The sequence below is a fragment of the Burkholderia sp. E168m23 genome, from assembly GCF_016586125.1.
Lineage (GTDB): Bacteria > Pseudomonadota > Gammaproteobacteria > Burkholderiales > Burkholderiaceae > Burkholderia > Burkholderia orbicola.
Genome location: NZ_BCPP01000981.1, coordinates 1 through 2602 on the forward strand (window position 1 = coordinate 1; position 2602 = coordinate 2602).

2 protein-coding genes and 1 pseudogene are annotated in these 2602 nt (G+C 68.6%); all 3 read right to left on the bottom strand.

Features of this window, described 5'->3' with window-relative positions:
* Positions 1–22: 22 nt before the first annotated feature.
* Positions 23–919 carry a glucose-1-phosphate thymidylyltransferase RfbA gene (gene rfbA / locus JMF90_RS32860; RefSeq protein WP_011695035.1) on the bottom strand — a complete coding sequence of 299 codons (897 nt, stop codon included), beginning with the start codon at positions 917–919 and terminating at the stop codon, positions 23–25.
* Positions 920–1019: 100 nt separating this feature from the next.
* Positions 1020–2417 (bottom strand): MFS transporter, encoded by a 1398-nt coding sequence (locus tag JMF90_RS32865; protein WP_011695034.1) that lies wholly within the window; start codon positions 2415–2417, stop codon positions 1020–1022.
* Positions 2414–2602: pseudogene (locus JMF90_RS32870) on the bottom strand (ABC transporter ATP-binding protein); the annotation flags it as partial. The pseudogene JMF90_RS32870 and the gene JMF90_RS32865, both read right to left, overlap by 4 nt.

Sequence of the window (2602 nt, forward strand, 5' to 3'; positions counted from 1 at the left end):
AACGGTGTCTCGATCACCCGTGTCATGCCGCGACCTCCTTGCTCAGCAGATCGAGCAGATAGCGGCCGTAACCGCTTTTCGCGAGCTTGTGCGCGAGCGTTTCGAGCTGCTCCGCATCGATCCAGCCGAGCCGGTACGCAATTTCCTCGGGACACGCGATTTGCAGACCCTGTCGCGCCTGCATCACCTGGATGAAATTGGCCGCGTCGAGCAGCGATTCGTGCGTGCCGGTGTCGAGCCATGCGTAGCCGCGCCCGAGTAGCTCGACGTTCAGCGTGCCGCGCGCGAGATACGCGAGGTTCAGGTCGGTGATTTCCAGCTCGCCGCGCGCGGACGGTCGCACGGCCTTCGCCAGTTCGACGACGTCGTTGTCGTAGAAATAGAGGCCGGTGACCGCGTAGTTCGACTTCGGCTCGCGCGGTTTCTCCTCGAGGTCGATCGCGCGGCCATCCGCATCGAACGACACGACGCCGTAGCGCTCCGGATCGCGCACGTAATAGCCGAACACGGTCGCGCCGGCGGTCCGTGCGGCGGCTTGCTGCAGCAGCGACGACAGCGCGGGCCCGTGATAGATGTTGTCGCCGAGCACGAGCGTCGCCGCGTCGCGACCGATGAACGGCGCGCCGATCACGAACGCCTGCGCAAGCCCGTCGGGGCTCGGCTGCACCGCATACGAAAAGCTCATGCCCCACTGGCTGCCGTCGCCGAGCAGTTGCTGGAACGCGTCGAGATCGCGCGGCGTCGAGATGATCAGCACGTCGCGGATGCCCGACAGCATGATCGTGCTGAGCGGGTAATAGATCATCGGTTTGTCGTACACCGGCATCAATTGCTTCGATACCGAATGCGTGAGCGGATGGAGCCGGGTGCCCGAGCCGCCCGCCAGAATCAGTCCTTTACGGCCAATCGCTGTTTGCATGAGGTCCCTCGCTGCAAGAGGAAAAATGCGTGCGTGATACGCGGAATACACCGAATGCGCCGATCGCGCCCGATTGCCGGCGATACCCGTGCGCGCCCGGCTACGACTGCTCGGCAGGCCCGGCGTGAATCGCACGAAACACGATCGCGAAGCCGAGCGCGTACAGCGCGGCGATCACCGCGAAGCCGACGGCCGTCGCGCGGTCCGGATCGTCGACCACGTGCAGGATCACCGACGCGATCGCGATGCCGACGAGCGAGCCGATCTGCCGGCTCGCGTTCAGCGACGCGGCGGCGAGATTCGCGTCCGCCGCATCGGCCGACTGCATCACGACGAGATTCATCGCCGGAATGGCCTGGCCGGCACCGAAGTTGGCGAGGCCGACCGCCAGCGCCAGCACCGGATACGGCATCGCCGCGACGCCGACGAGCGCCACGCTGCCGAGCGCGGCGAGCGCGAGCCCGGTGAGCAGCGTGCGGCGCGCGCCGAGCCGGGCGCTGACCTTCGCGGACGCGAGATTGCCGATGCCGAACATCGCCATCAGCGGAAACAGCTCGAATCCGGCGACGAGTGCGCTCGCGCCGCGGACGTTCTGCAAATAGAGGCTCAACAAGAAGATCTCGGCGAGAATGCCGAAGTTGATCGCGAGGCCCAGCGTGCTGCCCGCGACGAAGCGCCGGTTCGCGAGCAGCGCCGGCGACAGGATGCGCGAGGTCGCGTAGCGCTCGCGCAATGCGAATGCCGCGGTGGCGGCCAACGTCGCGGCCACGCCGGCGAGGATCGACGGCGAACGCCAGCCGGCGCTGGGCCCTTCGATCAGCGTGAAGCTCAGCGCGGCGAGCGCGAGTGCGCCGAACAGATGGCCGAGCGCGTTCAACGGGCCCGGATGACGCGGCGCCCGCGCGATATGCCGGTACGTGAGCCACAGGCCGGCCGCCCCGACCGGCAGGTTCACCCAGAAGATGCCGCGCCAGCCGATCGCGTCGACCAGCACGCCGCCGACGCAGGGCCCGAGCGCCATCGCGGCCGACACCAGTGCGCCCCAGATGCCGATCATCCGCGTGCGCGTCGGTCCCGGCGGGAACGCGAGCGTGAGCAGGCTCAGCGAACTCGGCATGAAGAGCGCCGCGCCGACACCCTGGGCGAGGCGCGCCGCGACCAGTGCGCCGCTGGACTGCGCGGCCGCGCACAGCACCGACGCGCCGACGAACAGCGCGAGCCCCGCGACGTAGACGGCTTTCGACCCGTAGCGGTTCGCGAGCGCGCCGCCGAGCAGCAGCAGCGCCGCGAAGCTGAGCGTGTACGCATCGACGACCCACACCAGCGCGGTCAACGACATCGACAGGCTGGTTTCCATCGCCTTCAGCGCGACGTTGACGATCGTCACGTCGAGCATGGCCATCACGAAGCCGCACGCGAGCGCGACCATCACGAGCACGGGGCGCGCCGCCGCGGATGCGTATGCGCCGGCGGCCGGCGCGGCACGCCCGCCGTTCATGCGGCCCTCCCGCCGAGGTACAGGCGCCGCATCTCGTCGCTGTCGAGCAACTCGGCAGCGGAGCCTTCGAGCGCGACGCGCCCCATCGTCAGCACGATGCCGCGATCCGCGATGCGCAGCGCCTCGATCGCATTCTGCTCGACCATCAGCACGGCGATATGCTCGGTGTCGCGCATCCGGACGAT

Coding starts and splice junctions, on each gene's coding strand:
- rfbA (WP_011695035.1), bottom strand. CDS start 919: ATGCAAACAGCGATTGGCCGTAAAGGACTGATTCTGGCGGGCGGCTCG.
- JMF90_RS32865 (WP_011695034.1), bottom strand. CDS start 2,417: ATGAACGGCGGGCGTGCCGCGCCGGCCGCCGGCGCATACGCATCCGCG.